This window comes from Allocoleopsis sp., from assembly GCF_036703385.1.
Classification (GTDB): domain Bacteria; phylum Cyanobacteriota; class Cyanobacteriia; order Cyanobacteriales; family Coleofasciculaceae; genus Allocoleopsis.
Genome location: NZ_DATNPA010000491.1, coordinates 17,286 through 35,246 on the forward strand (window position 1 = coordinate 17,286; position 17,961 = coordinate 35,246).

At 44.5% G+C, this 17,961-nt stretch carries 13 protein-coding genes; 6 read left to right on the forward strand and 7 right to left on the reverse strand.

Annotation, left to right across the window (positions count from 1 at the left end; all coding sequences use genetic code 11):
- Window positions 1-17: 17 nt before the first annotated feature.
- The 6 genes from V6C93_RS24130 to V6C93_RS24155 form a co-directional block, all read right to left on the reverse strand.
- Window positions 18-3,377, reverse strand: a complete 3,360-nt coding sequence (locus V6C93_RS24130; protein WP_333479218.1) for a hybrid sensor histidine kinase/response regulator — start codon at window positions 3,375-3,377, stop codon at window positions 18-20.
- A 165-nt stretch (window positions 3,378-3,542) separates the two neighbouring features.
- A complete protein-coding gene (locus tag V6C93_RS24135) occupies window positions 3,543-5,885 on the reverse strand; it encodes a methyl-accepting chemotaxis protein (RefSeq protein WP_333479219.1) in 2,343 nt (780 codons plus the stop codon).
- A gap of 21 nt (window positions 5,886-5,906) precedes the next feature.
- Entirely contained in the window at window positions 5,907-6,140 is a 234-nt protein-coding gene (locus tag V6C93_RS24140) for a hypothetical protein (protein WP_333479220.1), read from the reverse strand.
- A gap of 140 nt (window positions 6,141-6,280) precedes the next feature.
- Complete coding sequence (locus tag V6C93_RS24145; RefSeq protein WP_333479221.1) at window positions 6,281-6,838, reverse strand: chemotaxis protein CheW; 558 nt, start codon at window positions 6,836-6,838, stop codon at window positions 6,281-6,283.
- A gap of 16 nt (window positions 6,839-6,854) precedes the next feature.
- Window positions 6,855-7,220, reverse strand: coding sequence for a response regulator transcription factor (locus tag V6C93_RS24150; protein WP_333479222.1), 366 nt, complete (start codon window positions 7,218-7,220; stop codon window positions 6,855-6,857).
- 135 nt (window positions 7,221-7,355) lie between these two features.
- Window positions 7,356-8,570, reverse strand: a complete 1,215-nt coding sequence (locus tag V6C93_RS24155) for a response regulator (protein ID WP_333479223.1) — start codon at window positions 8,568-8,570, stop codon at window positions 7,356-7,358.
- A gap of 1,988 nt (window positions 8,571-10,558) precedes the next feature.
- Here V6C93_RS24155 and V6C93_RS24160 point away from each other — a divergent pair.
- The 3 genes from V6C93_RS24160 to V6C93_RS24170 all read left to right on the forward strand — a co-directional run bounded on the left by V6C93_RS24160 (window position 10,559) and on the right by V6C93_RS24170 (window position 13,753).
- Complete coding sequence (locus V6C93_RS24160; protein ID WP_333479224.1) at window positions 10,559-11,338, forward strand: sulfite exporter TauE/SafE family protein; 780 nt, start codon at window positions 10,559-10,561, stop codon at window positions 11,336-11,338.
- A gap of 1,220 nt (window positions 11,339-12,558) precedes the next feature.
- Window positions 12,559-13,365: a phosphosulfolactate synthase gene (locus V6C93_RS24165; RefSeq protein WP_333479225.1), complete on the forward strand. Its 807-nt coding sequence runs from the start codon at window positions 12,559-12,561 to the stop codon at window positions 13,363-13,365.
- Complete coding sequence (locus V6C93_RS24170) at window positions 13,352-13,753, forward strand: VOC family protein (RefSeq protein ID WP_333479226.1); 402 nt, start codon at window positions 13,352-13,354, stop codon at window positions 13,751-13,753. The genes V6C93_RS24165 and V6C93_RS24170 overlap by 14 nt, the downstream gene beginning before the upstream one ends.
- Window positions 13,754-13,873: 120 nt before the next feature.
- Here V6C93_RS24170 and V6C93_RS24175 read toward each other — a convergent pair whose 3' ends face one another.
- Window positions 13,874-15,115, reverse strand: coding sequence for a VWA domain-containing protein (locus tag V6C93_RS24175; protein WP_333479227.1), 1,242 nt, complete (start codon window positions 15,113-15,115; stop codon window positions 13,874-13,876).
- 217 nt (window positions 15,116-15,332) lie between these two features.
- Between V6C93_RS24175 and V6C93_RS24180 the strand changes: the two genes are divergently transcribed.
- From V6C93_RS24180 to V6C93_RS24190, 3 genes are all read left to right on the forward strand, one after another.
- Window positions 15,333-15,989, forward strand: coding sequence for an ATP-dependent Clp protease proteolytic subunit (locus V6C93_RS24180; RefSeq protein WP_349262829.1), 657 nt, complete (start codon window positions 15,333-15,335; stop codon window positions 15,987-15,989).
- Between the two features lie 81 nt (window positions 15,990-16,070).
- A complete protein-coding gene (locus tag V6C93_RS24185; RefSeq protein WP_333479229.1) occupies window positions 16,071-16,667 on the forward strand; it encodes an ATP-dependent Clp protease proteolytic subunit in 597 nt (198 codons plus the stop codon).
- A gap of 328 nt (window positions 16,668-16,995) precedes the next feature.
- Window positions 16,996-17,526 (forward strand): isochorismatase family cysteine hydrolase, encoded by a 531-nt coding sequence (locus tag V6C93_RS24190; protein ID WP_333479230.1) that lies wholly within the window; start codon window positions 16,996-16,998, stop codon window positions 17,524-17,526.
- Window positions 17,527-17,961 lie beyond the last annotated feature (435 nt).

Here is a 17,961-nt window from a genome sequence, read left to right on the forward strand (position 1 = left end):
ATCTCTCTCCTAGATGCTTAGTTGAGAAGATCTTTGATAGCGTTTAAAAAGCTTTGTTCAATGTAGGGCTTGGTAAAGTAAGCTGTCGCTCCTAAGTGCATTGCCAATCGTCGGTGCTTGTCGTTGTTGCGGGAGGTGAGCATTACCACTGGAACTTGCTGAAGTTGAGGGTCTTGGCGACGATGAGTTAAAAAGTCAAAGCCGTTCAGATTCGGCATTTCAATGTCACTAATGACTAGATTCACTTCGGCATTGGACTGCAACTGTTTGAGAGCTTCCCAACCATCCCCAGCTTGCAAGACGCGGTAACCTGCTCTTTCCAAGCTCATTGCCAAGGTTTTCCGTAGAGACGCCGCATCATCGACAACCAAAACTGTAGGACTTGTTGCCCAGTTGAGCGAGGCTAAGGTGTGGCTAACTGATGAATGGGTATGAGCGGCGATGGTGCGATCACGGTCGAATTCGAGGCTTTGCTCTGACTCTGATAGAGTAGCGATCGCACTTTGCCCAGTTTCAGAAGTGATCGCAGTTGCCTGGAACTCTTGACCCAACGATTGCTCTACTAAGGTCACAGCATCAATTACGGGAATCAAGCTGCCATCCCCTAAGATTGTACAGCCGTAGGTATAACTGGGGGGAGCAACCACCCCTCCAAACGGTTTGATCACCAGTTTTTGTTCCGTAACCAAATGATCAACTTCTAGGGCAAACACCTGTTGCCCCCGATTGAACACTAGCAACGGCGGTATTAAATCAGTTGAAGACGATTCTATGACCAATGCTTGACCCAGAGGCGTTTCTGGTACCGGATAGGCATAATCCAAGAGGTCGGCGGCTCGATAAATGGGGACAAATTGTCCCCGCCACGGCAAAAAGCGCTGAGATTGGTTTCGTTGAATCTGGTTAGGTTTGGGTAGGACGATTTCTTCAATGCTGTCAGATGGGAATGCCAACGCCTTGGAACCCACCAAGCCCACAATTAATTTAGCACTCGTCAGCGTTAGCGGTAGGCGAATGGTAAAGGTGGTGCCAACTCCCGGTTTTGAGGTCATCGAGATCGTGCCCTTGAGGAGTTGCAGTTGCGATCGCACCACGTCTAAACCAACCCCCCGTCCTGAGAGTTCGTTCACCTGTTTGGCTGTGGAAAATCCTGGCAGAAAAATTAAATCACACAGCTGATTTTCGGACACATTCAACAGTTGTTCGGGTGAAATAAATCCCCTTTCCAAGGCTCGACGACCAATCGCTTCTAGATTCAGACCTTGACCATCATCTGTGACTTCAATAATGGTTTGCCCCCCTTGGTGGTAGGCTTTGATTTCAATTTCGCCTTGGTCGGACTTCCCTTGCTGACGCCTCAGTTCTGGAAGTTCGATCCCGTGGTCAAAGGCATTTCGCAGCAAATGTAACAAGGGATCGTAGATTTTTTCGAGGACGGCTTTGTCAACGAGTACCTCTGTACCCCGTAATTTCAAACTGGCGGGTTTGTGATAGGTGATTGATAAATCGCGCAAAATTCGTGGAAAACGGTTGAGTACTTCGCCCAGAGGTAACATGCGAGCCCAAACGAACTCATCCTGTAGGTTGGTGAGCATTTTACGCAGTTGGTCTAGAGTTCGGTCAGATTGCTTCGCAAATAGACCAATATCAGCCACGGATTCTTTCAACTGAACCATGTCTTCTAGAAACCGTTGCAGTAATGAGTGTAAGGTTCCATAGCTGTCCATTTCCAAAGCGTCAAACTCAGCCTGAGTTGTGGCCAATTCTCGGAGTTGACCGACTGAATCTGGCACTGTTTGGTAGCTATAGCTTCGGTCAGGAACTAGTGTTTGGTCGGATACCTTCCGCAATTGTTCGACGATGTGTTCGATCGCATCGGCTCGATTCAGCAGTTCTTGCACCGAACTCTGGAGTTGACGATTCTCCAAGGAAAGACCACTGCGGCGGATGGCAGACTCACTCACTAGATTATTCATCCGTTCCAGGCGATCGGCATCAACCCGTACTGTAACTGCTGGTGTGACGGGTATGTTGTCCTGATGAATTGGGGTTGAGCTTGGCTGGAGTGGCTTTGTCTCTGGTAATAACTGGGGGGGCAGGTTGGTTATATTTTCGATAGATGACGTTTCAATCGCTTGAGCCGTTACATCTACTATGGTTTCTGCTGTATTTGTCGCTGTGGCTTTTGTTTGCTGTTGGTGTTGAAGTTCCTTGAGTGTAGAGGTAAGCCGAATCAGGGAGTTGGACGCAGATGTGTCTGATTCGACACTTGCCGCCGCGTCGAGCAAAAGTTCCTCCCACGAAGCTAGTTCTTCTACCTCGCTTTCACTGACTCCTATCTCCTCATCAGCCAATTCTCCATCCAGGAGGATAGGCAACAGGGGTTGATCAGCCTCGGCTAGGTTATCATCACTATCCTCAGGAGAAAACGCGAAATGCTCTAACTCTGCGATCGCTTCTTCAAGTGAATCCGACTCAACGAGTGAGTCATCAACTCCGAACTCTTCTTGCTGATTAATGGGGTGTAAAACATCCTCATTCCAGTTTTGCCTAAGAAGCTCTTGCTCACGAGGAACCCCTGCAAAGTCAGCCTGAGCCAGTTCCCATAGAGCCGCCGAGAGGTTTCCGTCTGGAGTAGCATTCCCAGCTAGCACGGCTTCTCGGTAGGTTTGAAAATCAGCCAGAGCCAGTTGTGTAATTTTTAGTGCCTGTTCCGGATGGACATTAAGCGCCGTGAGAGCGGCTTCAGCAATAATCCCTAATCCTGGCTTATTGAGGATTTCAGCAAGCTCGACAAACACCTCTGCTTGTTTACGTAATTCTCCCGCCACTTGGTAAGATTGAGGGTCAGCAACAACAGCGGCGAGTTGCTCAAGCCCATGCCCGACATCGACTTCAAAGATCGACATTGTCATATCAACCCCCAATTGCGCTGAGGTGGGGATGTCGAAGTTTTCCATCTGGGCGAAGGCGTCTTCCAATCGTTCTTCCAGCTGGGCGAAAATGGGTTCGGCTGCCGCAAAGGCTTGCTCGGCGTCAAATTGACCGGATGCCATCTGCTGAATCAGGGGCAAGCGCAGGCAATCGTAAGCCGAGAGCAGTTGACTTTCCAGGCCAGTATCAATCTCGATAGTGTCGCTGTAAAGAGCCTTGAAGATATTTTCCAAGCGGTGAGCCAAGGTCGCGATCGCCTCTAGCCCTACACCAGCAGCTCCCCCTTTAAGGGAATGAGAAGTTCGCATTAAACTGTGGATTTTGCTATTGCTGCGCTCTTGCCTGAGGGTCAGTAGCTCAGTTTCGATCACCTGCAAAAACTCAGGAACTTCTTCGATGAAAAAATTATAAGCGTGGTCGCGAATATCAGGGTTGACTGCCATTTCAAGAGTTGAAGGTTAGAAGGTTGAAAGGTTGAAGGTTGAAAGTTGAAAGGTTGAAGGTTGAAAGTTGAAAGGTTGAAGGTTGAAAGTTGAAGATATAACCTGCTAACCTGTTAACCTGCAATCTGCTAACCTGCAACCTGTTGCCCTACAACCTGCAACTCATTAGCTGACTTTGAATTGAGCAACATCCTCTTGCAGAGCCTGGGCAACTCGTTGGAGTTGTTCAAATGAAGACGATACAACAGTGGCTTCTTTTGAAGTTTGTTCGGCAATCTGGGCGACCTGCGTTATGGTTTGGGTAACTGTTTCAGAGACTCCTGATTGCTGAATCGCAGCTTGAGCGATTTCTTCTACCAATTGGCTGACTTCAGCAGACGCGACCGTAATCTTGTTGAGACTTAGACGAGTTTCGTCTACCAGTTTGGTTCCCATCACTACCTGCTCGGTACCCGCTTCCATCGCGGCAATTACCTCATTGGTTTCTCCCTGGATTGCTGCAATCAGCTTTTCAATTTCTCTACTGGCTTCTGCCGATTGCTGCGCCAGCGTTCGCACCTCATCTGCAACGATCGCAAAACCTCGCCCTTGTTCCCCAGCACGCGTCGCCTCAATGGAAGCATTGAAAGCCAGCATCTTGGTCTGAGAGGCAAATTCACTAATTAAGTTAACAACAGTAGAAATCTTTTGCGAAGATTCTCCAAGATACTTGACTTTTTGGCGTGTTTGTGAAACGGTTTCTCTAATCGCCACGATTCCTTCCACAGTTCGGTTGATTGCCGCATCGCCTTCTTCCACTGTTTGACTGGCTCGGCGTACCACTTGGGCGGCCTTTTCCGCACTAAGTGCCACATGTCGAGACGATTGAGCCATCTCTTGCACCTGTGTGAGTGCTACTGTAATATCCTCGGCTTGACGTAAGGCTTCTTGTGAGAGCGTTTGGACAGACAGTTCATTGTTGCTGGTGGTTTCGGCTACATTGCTAGCTGCGGCTTGCACTTTGGTAACAATTTCGCGCAAGTTAGCTACCATGAAATTGTAGGAGTCTGCGATCGTCCCAATGTCATCGGCTGTCACTGTCGCTCGGATTGTGAGGTCTCCATCATTAATCGGTTCGACTTCTTCCAGAAGTTCCAACACCCGATTTTGCAACATTATCGTGAGCTGGCGCTGCTCTTCGGCGGCCTGTTCTTTTTCCCCCAAGAGCCCTTTGAGCTGACCTGCCATGTTATTGATCGTATCTCCCAACAGGGCCAGTTCATCACTTCCCTGTACTTCCAAGTAAGTATCTAGTTCTCCCTGACCAATTTTGATCACCGCGTCTGTCGCACTCACAATTGGCTTTGTGGCTCGGTTCGCGACATAAATAGCGATCGCTGCCACCACCAGAGCGAAAAAGCCAGTCCCTACAATCAACGTTAGGAGCAAATGTTTCTGGGGGGCAAAAGCGATATCTGTCGGGCGGGCAACAACTAAACCCCAGTTCAAGCCATACCCATTGGCAAGTTCTTTATTGGGAACGTAAGTGAAAATTTGTTCCTTTCCCTTCTCGGTAGCGATCGTTGTCAGCCTTTGCTTACCTGCTTTCTGGATTTGGGAAGACACATTGGGGAATAGGTCTGCTAGCTTTTTCTGAAGGGCTTGTGGGTTACTTGATGCAGTAATTTGCCCTTTAGAATCCGTCACATAAAATTCTTGACCCCGCTTTGCATTGACCTTAAATAAGTTGTTAATCAGGCCCATCGAGGTGCGGATACGGACGAAGGCGATTGTTTTGCTAGTGGCTTTACTTTTGACGGGAGCAGCAACGAAAAAACTAAACTCGCCAGTGGCGGTGTTCGGGCGAGGGTCAACGATCGCAGGACGGTCTGTTTCCTGTGCCGCCTGAGTATAATCTGCTTTAAGGATTTGCTGTAGGTCAATTTTTCCACCCCCACTGGCGATCAGTTCGTCGGCTTTAGGGTTATATACAACAATACTGTTGTAGACTTTGGAAGACTCCATCAAATCCTTGAGGATAGCATTTTTTTCCTCAGTCGTGAGCGCATCTCGCACCTTGGGATTAGTGAAGGCATCGAGCTGAGACAGTGTGATGATGTCACTGAAGCGCTCTTTGATGAAGAGATTTAACTTGTCTTCTAAGCCTTCAGCATTGCTTGTTTCACTTTGAACAATTTGCTCCTCAATCCCTCGACCTGCCGTGAAATAGGCGGTTGTTCCGACTAACATTACTGGAATCGTGCCGATGGCGAGTGCCAGTATTGTTGTTTTGGTTCGCAGACTTGTAAAGTTCAGACTACGCAAGCGCCACCAAGGGTTTTGCCGCTTTTGTAGAGGAAGGGATCGAGTCTTTTCACTAGGCTCACTTGTTTGGGAGGGCAGCAGCGTAGAAAAAGAGGGGGATTCCTCAATAGCAGGAATTTGACCCCCAATTGGAAAACCGTTAGAGGTTAAATGCCCTTCATGGGTAGTCTTCTCAAAGGAATTTCGGGGAGGAATCTGAGTCATAAAAGAAACTCTTTATTGGAATTAGGTAGCTGGTGGTTGCAAGTCAGCCCAAATACCAGGGAGACAAAGGAGAGTGTTGAGTTCGTTGAAGTTAACATCAAACGTGGTAGAAAGCATGGCTATACTCCTAAGCTGTTGGGCTTTGAATTTGCCGATTTGGGCGGAAAGGGAGATAGGGAGATGCGAAGATGGGGCGAGGGATTCAATGAGTGACCCAGAAAACTGATGGAGATTTTTACCCCAACTGCAAACCATAACCCCTAGAGGTGGGGAACTGTGACTTCCTCAAGAGTCGCGTTGCGATCGCAACGCAGTGAGCAAGTGCATAGGATTAGAAAACTGATCAGGGGTCACTTTTGATGGTTTTGGGGTGTTCAATGCCCAGTGAGCCCTATTCAAACATCTGGCTTAGGCATTGCAGCCATAATCGCTTCACCATCGAGAACGGCTAATACATCGTCGTCTGCTTTCCACCAGTAACCGCGCAAAAATGGCAACAGACCTTGGTGAACCGTGGAGGGTGGTGGGGACTGAATTTGCCCTAAATCGCACCACTCAATATCTTCCAAGCGATTTACGATGACACCGAGTAGCTGCTGCTTCACCGTGGTAGACGTTACGTTGTTAGGAAGAGAGTGCAATACAACCGTTGTATACGTTAAAGTACTATGGCGCTGTTGGTAACTGGGAGTGAGTCCAACTAAGTGCCCCAAATCCGCAATCCATAGAATTTCGCCTCGCCAGTTGTAGACTCCCCTGATCCAAGCAGGCATGTGAGGAATTGGTACAATTTGACTGATGGGAATATTGAATACCTCAGCCAATTGTGGAAGTGATAAGAGTGCCGTTGTATCAGGCTCTAAATGAAACCGCAAAAACGGTTCTCTTTCACTTGAAGACTCTGAATTCGGTAGTGGTAATAAGGGATTTGGAACCGATAAAGAATTGGACATGGATTTTCGTTCAGGCTTAGCTTCTGAGCAGATTTTTAACGGTGTCCACGAGTTCGGTTTGGTCGATAGGCTTGACAAGGTAGGCATCTGCTCCATGTTTCAGACCCCACCTTTGATTGAGCTTGCCTCCTTTAGTAGAGCAGATCACAATAGGAATTTTGCTGGTTTCTGCTTGGGCTTTAAGTTCGCGACAGAGTTCAAATCCACTGCGATCAGGTAGTACCACGTCTAAGATGATTACATCCGGTTTGTGACGATTAATTTTGGCCACAGCGTCTTCTGCATTGATAGCTTTCAACACATTAAGACCTCCTTGCATTAGACAACCAGAGAGGAGTTCTTGATCACTCAAGCAATCTTCAACGATTAGGGCAGTACTCATAGGATTGATAGGAGTGCGAAACAACAGAAAAGAATTATTAAAAAATTGTTTATTGGTAGATGTAAGATGCCAATAGCTCACTTATCTACGCTAACATATGCCGTGTAAATGGCTATAGCCTTAAACCCTCCAAATTTAACTTTCTTGAGAGTTAATCACATTCTGCGATAAATGCAGGGAAATTGTGCTTAATACTTTCCCAGCATCTACAGGTTTACTCAAGAAAGCTGTCGCCCCAAAAAGCCGCGCTCGGACTTGATCAACGATTCCATCATTGCCCGTCAAGATGATAATGGGAGTATTCCGAAAAGAGGGAGCCTTGCGCAATTGGCTACAGATTTCATACCCGTTGGTGTTTGGCATCATTAAATCTAAAAAAATCACATCAGGCTTAGAGGTTAAAAGGCTTGTTAGGGCTCGTAGACCATCATTAATACCCAAAAATCGATAGCCTGCTGCTGTTAGAAGCTTTTCTAGGGTTTGACAAACTGCTGTACTGTCATCTACACAGGCAATGAGGGGTTTGGTAGGATTGGCTTGCTTGGAGGGTAGATCGGGAACATTACGACTAACAGGAGCAGATAAATCGGGGATGTTAATTAGTTCCACTAACCCGGATTTAATGTAGGGTAGCAGTAAGCGAGTCACTTGTACGACATCCCGCTTCATTTTAACAGCGAGATCGCGTAGAGTATTTTCACCATCTAGAAGTTGAGTTAAAGCTTTGTAACTCTTTACTGATGTGTATTTTTGCAATTTATGTGGTTGCTTAATTATCGGTGCTGTGTTGAGAGAATAGCCCGTGAACTTAGCATCCCACAAACCTTGCCAAAGCTGCTGAACTTCTGCGATCGCTTGTTTTTCATCAATCAATGCAACGGGTTTCGATATAGAGGGATATTCCTTGATTTGATGGGTCAACCCTTCGTCTTGTGATAAATCAAAAAGTACCTCCTCTACAACAGATTGGATTAACTTTTCAACTTGCTCTTCGCTGATTTTTTGCTGACTTATCCACAAGCTAAATAGCTGATATTCCCAGCTATTTATAAAGGGATCTGACTCTATTTTATACAAATCATATTGCAGCTCTGTAACATCAACAACCTGAATTTGAGGACAATAAGTGGCTAAGTTTCTTACCCAACGCCGGACTGAATGAGTACCTCCTGTCGCATACATAATGCGCCCATTGCAGAAATAAAAAGTCCATTTTTTTTCACCACTCGGAGCGATCCATATCAGTTTGCCGCTAAACTGAATCTCCTGAAAAGTTCCAAAAATTTGAGCCTTCTTGGATTGTTTGAATCTATGTCTCTCTAGGAAATTAGCGGCCATTTTAGTGGTCATGGTAATTACTTTTTCTGCGGGTCAATACAAAATAAAAATTCAATTCTGTAGCTTGTGTAGGAATTGAGTATTATATTTTTTCCTGACTTAAAAATCGGGAGTATTTTTTTGTCGGATATATAGCTTACTTCATCTGAGTAAAAGCCATGTATATTCCTGAAAGACAATCTGGTGCTATACTCATTAATAAGATATATTCTGTTGAAAACTACCTTTCAGTTAACGAAATTAATAATAAAGCAGCCTGTAATCTAGGGTATAATTCAAAGGTGCCTTGGGTGAAATTTAGAGGCTCTGTTCCAGATTAACAGAATTTTTTTAAAAGAATAGTCTTATTCAGTAATTTTATAAAAATAATAAATTTCAATTAAATAAAATAAGAAAACTTTATTTTGGTCAAATAATAATGGGCTTTTAGAGTAGGCAAGGATAACATGTAAGAATTCAGGAATTAATGGAGCGTTTGCCCAACATAAGACATGGCGAGAAACCGAAGAGCATACCATCTATCAAACTTGGGCAATAGGGTTTGAGCTACGAGTTGCCCTAAGTAAGTTAGTGGCTAGACTGAGACGGATATGAGGCTCTGAAGTTACTGCATTCCCTATCAGACAAAGCACAGCAATGATGGTACTTTTTTGACCACCCTGATACCAAGTTGCAGCTCATAGTAGCAGATAGGGGAGACAAGCAAGACAAGAGGGACAAGGAAAAGAAAGTAGTATCTACGTTAGCGAAGCGGCTCCGTAGGAGCAACGCAACTTCGTATGAAACACCACCAGACAACAACCTAGCTGAGCGAGACCTATGCTTGGCAGTGACCAAGCGCAAGGTCAGTAATGGCTCTTGGTAAAGGGAAAGGGGGAAAGCCTGGTTTCCTTTTTCCTTTTGCTGACATCTGTCTTGAAAGAAGGGAGTAGGGAGTGGGGAATGGGGGAAGAGTCTTTTATTGTTTTTTGTGAGCGTCCAGCTCATGGGGGTCTTGCACCAGTCGCATCGCCCGCTTGGGGTTCAAACCCCAGCGTCATAGCTAAAGTCGTCTAAAGACGACTGGATAAGAGTTTCAGCCCATTTCAATGGACTTGAGCTATGAGCCAAGAAATTAATTTCTTGGTGGGTGTGGAGGCTTACTGACAAAGGTGCAAGATCTGAGTTTGCTTACTTCTGCAAGAAGTCTAATGAAGCGATTGCAAGAGACGGTTGATTGAGTCAGTGTAGTGCAGACATGTAGGCCGCAGAAACAGTCGATGATAGAATTTTTCCGGTCAGCCTTGATGGCTAGCTCAGGGTAAGGGAAAGCAAAACCGTCCCTGTTGCCAAAACCCATTAACTGAATTGAGAAGATACGAAGAAAGCTTTCGCGACTTGCATTCCGCTATCAAGTCCTAGCTTGAGTTCTCTCACCTTTCATCCCTTAATAGCGATAACGCCAGCCCTCAATCCTTACGCGCCTACTTTTCCGGGTAGCATCAATTAGCGATTGCACTTTTTAAGGAAAGCAATATTCGTTGATTGAAAATAATTCACTATAGATATTTTAGCTTCAAGATGAGTCTAATGGAAATCTTTCTTTTTGTCAAATATGATGCGGCCTCTCAATTTCTTGAGCCTTATCCACCGTTTTATTGTCACAATGAATATTCTCTCGTTAAAAATAATTTAAGCTAAAAAAACAATTATTGAGAGGAAAATAAAACGCTGAAACTGTTAGCGGGAAAAGGTTACAGCTTTTCCGCAAGAAACTAATATAAGCTCTGTTTTATCGAAAATTTATCATCACTTCATTAAAACTTCATTATTTTAGATTGCCACTGATATTTTCTTTGTTTACAAATAAGAAAGGGCAAAAATCATTCGTAGGGAAATTTAGACTGTAAGATTTGCTGAGCCTAAACGTAAGTCAACCTGAAGGCAGTTGGGCTTAGTTTTTTTGTCTAATTTTTGGAAAACATCCTTTATCCTGTCATCTACCAAAGGGAAATCTATCTATGATTACTGGAAGTCTGCTAATTTTAGCAAGTGGAGGATTTCTGTCTGGAATTCTATCGGGTCTACTAGGAATTGGCGGTGGTTTCATCGTAGTTTCTCTTTTAGTTTCACTAGGCTATACACCCATTCAAGCTGTAGCTACTAGCACCCTAGTGATTGTAATGAGTTCAATTTCTGGTAGCCTACAAAATTGGCGGATGGGCTACCTTGACTATAAGCGAGTCATTCACTTAGGACTTCCCGCTTTAATCACTGCTCCAATAGGGGTATATTTGGCAAATCGAATCCCGTCCTATCTGCTACTCAGCATATTTGGACTTTTTCTAATCGCGAGTATTTATTTAGTAGAACTTCGCAAGCGATTGGCTATCAAAGGAAAGAAGTCTAAAGAGCCAAAAATTAACTCAGTAGTTTCGAGAATTGGAGCTGGCTCTCTTACAGGTATATTGACTGGTTTATTAGGTGTGGGCGGTGGCGCTGTTTTGGTACCTCTACAAATGTTACTCCTAGGAGAACCAATCAAAGTAGCCATTCAGACTAGTCTAGGCGTTATTGTGGCTACTGCTGTATCCGCCTGTATAGGACATGCGTCGGAGGGACATATTTTGTTTATCCAAGGTTTCCTTCTGGGAGCGGGAGGGTTCCTAGGGGCTCAGGTAAGCACTCGCTTTTTACCAAAACTATCAGAGTCTATAGTAGTTCGGCTCTTTCGTATCTTCCTCGCAATAATATCAACTTACATGTTTTGGCAAGCTTGGACAATCTATCAAGGTGTCTAAGCCTTCCAGGTGATCATAAATCGGGTGCATCTCAAATTTGCAATAACACTTTTTAATCAAGTCTGCAACCTTTATCCCACACTCTTTTTGTAACATATATATAGCGGTTATCAATCGAGTGGAATACAAATTTTTGGTAGGGGCACGGCAATGCCGTGCCCTTACTGTATTCTAGGCAAATGAGAACTGCTACACATACCATAGAATGTCTCTACTAGCATAGATATTTTTGAAAAATATATTTCTATTTAAATTATTGATTTAAATTAGTCAGTATTGGCGTCTAGAAGGGTAATTTTTACCATAGCCAGTAGCCCTAAAACTGAATCTTCTTAATTATATATAGCAGCTACCGTTAAGGTTTTTAGTTGGGATAGGAGTAAAAATTAAAGCCTCACAAAGAGAATAAAAAAAAGATTTTGAGAGAGTTCAGAGTGTACCATCGCGAAGTGAGAAACGCTATACATCTTGCATGCTTTGAATAAAGTTTCAATAAATATGGCCTTTATTTTTAATAACATGAAAACTAAAGTTTGTTATTTAAAGATTTCATATAAAATTCTTCCTTGAATTTATTATTAATAGTAATTTTACAGGGACTACTCCTTTAGAGGTATAAATCTAGTTCCAATTATTGCTAAGATTTAAAAGAGTAAAAATAAAAACAAACAACAGCAACTTATGGCTAGGCTCAAGCGTCTCAATGTTATGTATGTTGCAGCCATGTTACTAAAGGTTTGTTGGATAATTAACTCAGAAACCCATCGATTCGTTCAAAGGCATACCTCATAAAAATGAGGTATTCAATCTTCTAACTCATCAACAAAAAATGTATCATTTTCATTTCTTGAAAATGGGGAAATGACAAATAAGTCATTCTGGAAAAAGCAGTAATCTCCAAATATAGAGATGACAAAGGTTTGAGTAACTATAAATTGCTTTAACTGCATCTGTTTGGGCTGCTTCTCAACATAATGAGGTGATTAATAAACTATCTCTGTCTCATCACTTTTCGACTTCAGAAAAAAGTCACAATTTGGCTTGCTTAAAAGAAAGGTGAATCGCTGTTGATAGGTTATCAATCTAAAGATGAACTCAAATCTCTATCTCAATAGCTGCTCCGTCATGATGTTATTCTTTTGCCGATACTCTCGTTAAATGAATCGACGGACTTGTAAAGAACAGACAAAAGCTTGAAGAAATCTAAGAGGTTAAATAAAATGCCTAGAATTTTAGAGAGAACCACCAACAATTTCTTGCAGCTTCCTGCCCGAGAAATTAAACCTCGCCAACAGGGAATGTCCATATTGATAGACAATGGAATTCCTACACAACATTTCGTAGATGTTGTTAGTAGTCATAGAGAACTTATTGATTTAGTAAAGTTCGGTTGGTGTACCTCCTTAATCACGAAAGACCTTGGCAAGAAAATTGAATGCCTTGCTGCAAATGGCATAGAATTTTATTTCGGAGGGACTCTTTTTGAAAAGGCACTACAACAAAACAAGCTGGATTCACTTTATAATTATTTTAAGCAATGGCGTTGTCGATATGTAGAAATATCAAACGGCACAATTAACCTGAATAACAGGGATAAAGCTAAATATATATCAGACTTCTCCAGGGAATTTGATGTTTTCAGTGAGGTGGGTTATAAAGATAATGAAAAATCCCAAAGTTTAGCTCCAGAAAAGTGGATTGAATTTATTAGTGAAGATTTGGAGGCTGGAGCTGTGAAGGTTATTACAGAGGCTAGAGAAAGTGGACGGAGTGGAATTTGCGCAGCAGATGGAAGTATCAAGTGTGATTTAATCCAGAAAATAGCGAGTTCTGGAATTAATTTTAAAAACCTAGTTTTTGAGGCTCCCAATAAGTCATTACAGGTTTATTTTATTAAACAATTTGGCTCAAATGTCAATCTAGCCAATATTGCCTTTGATGATGTTATTGGTTTAGAAACGTTAAGATTGGGTCTGCGTTCAGACACGTTGAATCTTTTTGAAGGAGTAATCAATGAGAAATTCTGAAAATGTTTTTCACTTGGCTATACCCTGTAAAGACCTTGATGAGACTCAGGAGTTTTATGTGGACAAGCTGGGTTGCCAGTTAGCTCGCCGATATGCAGATAGAGTGACCTTAAATTTTTTTGGTGATCAGTTAGTTTGTCACCTCGATCCTGACAAAGTAGACCCTTCACCACAGATGTATCCCAGACATTTCGGTATAACTTTCAAGCGAAAAGAAGATTTTGAAACTTTGCTGGAATTAGCCAAGGAGCGAAAGATTGAATTTTTCCAAGAGCTTACAGTGAGGTTTCCTGGAAAAATCGAAAAGCATCTGACTTTTTTCTTGAAAGATCCATCCAACAATTTATTGGAATTTAAATTTTATGAGGACTCAAACATGATGTATTAGGCTTCTTGCAGACTTAAGGAAAAGGAAAAAGGGAAAAGGGAACGAGGCTTTTCCCTTTTCCTCTTACACCCTTCCCCCATTTCTGATAAATTTTTGATTGTTGCAAGAGGTCTACTCTTTCTACTCCTGCAAAATTGTCTTAGAAACAATCCGAGTCTTCTTGCGATCGGCTTCCGAAAGCTCTTCCCCGGCTTGCAAGCGAGTGGCGCTGGTTTGTAGCACTGTAGCCGCACTTTGATCGCCCATTTGCAGAGCTGTTTTGGCTGCCGTTTGCAGCATCGTTGCGGCACCGGAGCGATCGCCCTCTTGCAACTTCGCCTCAGCAATTTGAGTCTGCCGATACTTCGCCAAAGCCAGGATAGACTTTTGCACCTCAGGATTGAGAGCGGGTTGATACACACTCTGAACCTCTGCCTCGATGGGCACCACTTCCGAGAGTAAGGCTTCTTCCCCTACCATCGGGTCATCATAGCGGACTTGTAAATTGGCGATCGCTTGACGCCCCTGTGGCAGTTGACCCAGATAAAGGTTCGCTAAAATGACCCGTTGAGCATCAGTCATCAAATCTCCCAATCGCACCACAAACTTGTCGCCCTCTCGTTGCACGGGCAATTCAATCGTCTCTGGAGCGACCTGAGCAATGGGTTTAAGTTCCGCCAACCGCACCTTAGGCATTAAAGAGAAGAGTAGATAGGCGTTGGTGAGCTGCACCGATTGGGCACGCTCAAACAGTCTGGAAAATTCATCAGCGGCTTGTTCTGGGCGTTCGATATAGGATAGAGTGCCACCTCCGGCATCCGCAATTTTTTCTAAGATATCTTGGTTCCAGTTTGCCCCAAAGCCCAACGCATTCAAGGTTATGGTGTAGCTGGTCGCTAATTCGGCGAGTTTCAAACAGCGTTTGTTGTCACCATGTTCGTTCTCGCCATCGGTGAGCAAAAATACCTGAGAGACGCTCTCTTGTTTACCCTTGGCGACTTCTTCGATTCCTAGCTTTAGACCTTCATCAATGGCTGTACCGCCATCTGCCGAAAGTCGCTTGATTTGTTTGATGACACTATCGATGTCGTCAATCGCCTGATTTTTGACCAGAACTTTCGCTCGGTGATCGAAGGCCACAATCGAAATGCGATCGCCTGGGTTAAGTCGCTCGATTAATTGAATGGCTGCCTTTTTCACCGTTTCCAGAGGGCGTCCGTTCATCGAACCACTGTGGTCGAGAACCAGGCACAAATTCAGCGGGACATTGCGAACTTGCCCAGATGCGATCGCACCGATCGCGATCGACAGCTGACGCTGACTACTCGGTTGATTGCCATCAACATGGGCATCATTTAGAGCGGGGTGCAAACCAACTTTCATGTCATAAGGCTCCTGAGCAAGCAAAACGTACTAATAGCAACTTTCTGCCAATACGCTAGTACTACACAATAGCGATGGTCAATAAGCGCACTTGGGAATTACTGAAACTGATAAGTGCCGCAATAACAGCAGAAGTATCTCAAAGGACTGCCACAGGCTGGCTCACTGGCACGTTACTATGTTTAAAGATAGCGTCATTATTGCAGCCCAAAACACCATGAACTTACCCATCCAGGCTGTTCAGTCACCCTACTACGGTAATACCAGTTACCGGACACCGCCGCCAGACTTACCTTCATTGTTGCTGAACGAGCGGATTGTTTATCTGGGTATGCCCTTGGTGCCAGCAGTAACCCAATTAATCATAGCTGAACTCCTGTTTTTGCAGTACCAAGACCCTGACAAGCCGATTAAAATCTACGTCAATTCCACCGGCACCTCCCGTTACGATGGCGAACCCATTGGCTTTGAAACAGAAGCCTTTGCCATTTGTGACACGATGAGCTACATCAAGCCACCCATTCATACCATTTGCCTGGGTTCAGCGATGGGCATGGCGGCGATGCTGCTGTCAGCCGGGACAAAAGGCTGTCGAGCCAGTTTACCGAATGCCTCAATCGTTCTGCACCAGCCCAAGAGTTATACTCGCGGTCAAGCGACGGATATTCAAATTCGGGCTAAGGAAGTGTTGGCGAATAAGGCAACGATGCTCGATATCCTATCTCGCAACACCGGTCAGCCACCGGAAAAGATTGCCAAGGACATGGATCGACTGTTTTACATGACGCCCCAACAGGCGAAAGAGTATGGTCTGATTGACCGCGTGCTGGAAACCACTGAGGTTCCCCCTGCCATAGCGGCGGGCGTTTCTTAAGACCTTTTTCTTCTTTCGATCCGCTGCTTTCAAGGGCGTTTAACCTTTTAATTAATACTTTTCTCTAATTCGGAGCGAATTATGCCTATTGGCATCCCCAAAGTCCCCTATCAGCTGCCTGGATCTCAGTACACAGAGTGGGTTGATATTTACAATCGTCTCTACCGGGAACGGATCATTTTTCTAGGGCAAGAGGTTGATGATGAAATTGCCAATCAGATCATTGCTGTGATGCTTTATCTGGACTCGGAAGACAACAGCAAAGATATTTATCTCTATATCAACTCCCCTGGTGGTATGGTCACCGCCGGCATGGCTATTTATGACACCATGCAGCATATTAAGTCCGATGTCGTGACCATTTGTGTCGGACTGGCGGCGTCTATGGGTTCTTTCTTACTGGCGGCTGGGAAGAAGGGCAAACGCTTAGCATTGCCTCACTCCCGGATTATGATCCACCAACCGTCTGGGGGTACGCGCGGACAAGCCACCGATATTGAGATTGAAGCCAGAGAAATTATCCGCATCCGGCATCAACTGAATCAAATTTACGCGCAAAATACAGGTCAAACCCTTGAGAAGATTGAGAAGGACATGGATCGTGACTTTTTCCTGTCCGCTCAAGAGGCTAAGGACTATGGGCTGATTGACCGCGTGATTGAGGAGAGACCAAACTAGGATAAGACTGAGACTGATTGGTCGCCTAGTTTCCTGAGTCAGCGTTGGGAACTTCCAAATCAAAAAATATCCAATTACCTCTTGAGGGGAGGGCAGGATGCCCTCCCCTATTCAGTACCAGGGGTTAGCGTAGCATAGCCCAGTGCAACTAACGCTAACGCACACGAACATTCAATGAAAGACTCTTCCCCCATTCCCTACTCCCTACTCCCTACTCCCCTCTTTTAAGACAGATTATGTCTTGAGATGGGTAGAAGTTATAGCTTAAAGCTTTGATGATGAAACTATCAATGTCTGACTGTATCCACCGCTTCATCAGAGCCTTTAAATGTCCGAACCTTTACTGATTGTTGATGTACAAGTCGGTTTCATCAACCCATTTACACATCATATCCCCCAACGAGTTGCCCATTTAATTGATCGCGATCGCTATTCACCACTCCTGTTTACTCGGTTTGTCAACGCGCCAGGTAGCCCCTACGATCGCTTTCTCGATTGGCACAGCTGCAAGAGTGAGCCAGAAACTGGAATTGTCCCAGAACTTAAACCCTTTGCTCAAACTGACTTTGTCTTTTCTAAGTCGGGACTGTGCGGTATGCCGGATGAGTTGACAGACTACCTTCGCCAGCAGCGTATTGAACAACTCTTTATTGTCGGCATTGATACTGATATGTGTGTCCTGAAAATCGCAATGGACTTGTTCGATATGGGGATTGAACCTATCGTCTTCACGGATTGTTGTGCTAGCACGGCAGGATTGCAGGCGCATCTGGCAGGACTGGCAGTACTTAGCCGGAATATTGGCGCTATGCGACTGCGCGATGCTGGGCTCAGTGGTGGTTCACTAGCCGCACCTTAGAACAGCCAGTTTTTCGGTAAAGCCAAACCCTTTGTTGTGAGGGTGTCCGCGTTATGGACACACTCTCTGATGCAGATGAATTAAAAGCGGAAAATTCCGTAATAAGCACTTGCAGCTAGAAGGATAATGAGTAAAACTCCGATTGAAGTGCTGACTACATATTGAACAGCGGGTTTTTGAACCGGGTTCGAGTCGCTCTTGTTTAAATTCCTTGAGTTTTCAGTTTTCATGGCTTTCTAAGTTGATGACTGAGTTAAGATATACCGCTTATAAATGCCTTGACTTTTGACAGAAAGGGTTTCTAGCTTTTTCACCCAATGGGGTGAACCCTATCAGGTGAAGCCTCCCTGTTTCAGGCAACCTACAATCAGCTTCGTATCCACAATTGTTTTGATTTTGTGGAGATAAGGAGATGTTAAGGCAAAGATTTGGTAA